This window comes from Streptomyces sp. RP5T (genome assembly GCF_003933965.1).
Classification (GTDB): Bacteria; Actinomycetota; Actinomycetes; order Streptomycetales; family Streptomycetaceae; genus Streptomyces.
Genome location: NZ_RSAJ01001084.1, coordinates 1 through 1355, shown reverse-complemented (window position 1 = coordinate 1355; position 1355 = coordinate 1). Strand labels below are relative to the sequence as shown.

Below are 1355 nucleotides of genomic sequence, written 5' to 3'. Positions count from 1 at the left end.
GGTCGCACTGCTGGTGGTGGACGAGGCGCACTCCGTGAAGAACCCGAAGGCCGGCCAAGCGGCCCCAGGCGGTCGCCGGGCGGGCGGAGCGCTGCGAGCGCACCCTCCTGATGACCGGGACCCCGATGGAGAACAGGGTCGTGGAGTTCCACCACCTGGTCCGGATACTCGACGGCGACCTCGCGGACCTGCGTATCCCGCCGTCCGACATGAGCCCTCACGACCGACGGCCCGCCCTCGCGCGGCGGTCAGCGGAACGGTGCCGGTTCCGTCACCCACCCCGCCATCAGCACCAGCCCCGTCTCCCGGTGTACGGCGAGGAAGCCGAAGGGGCGGTCGAAGGCGGCCGTCACCACGGTCGACACGTACCGGGGCGCGGGCGGAGCACCACCCGGCGCCGCCGCGACCGCCGTCACCGCGGCCGCCTCGAAGCCGAGCGCGTCGAAGCGGGCCAGGACGGACTGCCGGGCGGAGCCGACGGCCAGGGGCGTGGCGCTGATGCCGGGGAAGTGGCCCTGCCGCGTGTCCCGGGCCGCGGTCAGGCCGAACAGCCCGTGCTGTTCGAGGAGATCGTGGTGCGCCCGCACCTCGAACGCGGCCGTGGTCACCTCCAGCGTCGGCTGCTGGGGGACCGCGCACGGCCGCTCCTCCACCCGCAGCCCCGGCCCCGCGGGCCCGTGCGGAAGGAACGACCCCCGTACGACCGGATGGGCGCCGTCGAGTACGGCCGCCCCCGCCGCCAGCACCTGACCGGACGTCATGTGCTCCTCGCCGAGCAGGAGATGGACGTCCAGGCCGTTGTCGCCGAGCACCTTGGCCTCGGTGACCCGCCCCTGGGGCGCGGCCACCACCCCGACCCGGTCCAGCCGTACGCTCCGGCGGTGCAGCCCGCGCAGGGTCCGGTCTCGCCAGGGGCCCGCGGACGGCCGTACCGGACGCGCCTCGAAGGGCCGCAGCCAGGTGGTCCGCAGCGCGAGCGCGCTCGCCAGCACGAGGTCGGTGTCGCCCCGCGCATCCACCGGCATCCGCTCGATCAGTCCGCCCGTGCGCTTCGCGGCCCAGGCGTCCATCTCCCGCTGGTCCAGGGCGGGATCGCCGGTGAGGACGCCCTGTGCGTCGGTGGGCAGCCCGGCAGCCCATGTGTCGCGCAGCTCCAGTGTCCGTTTCGTCCACAGCCCGATCGCGCAGTCCAGCGCCTCCGCGTCGGTCAGTCCCGCGAGCAACTCCCTTGCCGCCGGGGCCGCTTGCTCCGCGGGCACGCCGAGCGCCCGTGCCAGCTCCTCCCGCGCCGCGCCCCGCGCCCCGTCGGCCAGGAAGGCCAGCAGCGGCCACACCCCGGGGGCCGAGAACGCGGT

Annotated in this window: 1 protein-coding gene and 1 pseudogene; one reads left to right on the top strand and one right to left on the bottom strand. The window is 75.6% G+C overall.

Annotated features, from left to right (window positions below; translation table 11 throughout):
• Nucleotides 1–188: pseudogene (locus EHS43_RS48625) on the top strand (SNF2-related protein); the annotation flags it as partial.
• Between the two features lie 60 nt (nucleotides 189–248).
• Here EHS43_RS48625 and EHS43_RS44635 read toward each other — a convergent pair.
• A partial coding sequence (locus EHS43_RS44635; RefSeq protein WP_260471019.1) for a serpin family protein occupies nucleotides 249–1355 on the bottom strand: 1107 nt, incomplete at its 5' end.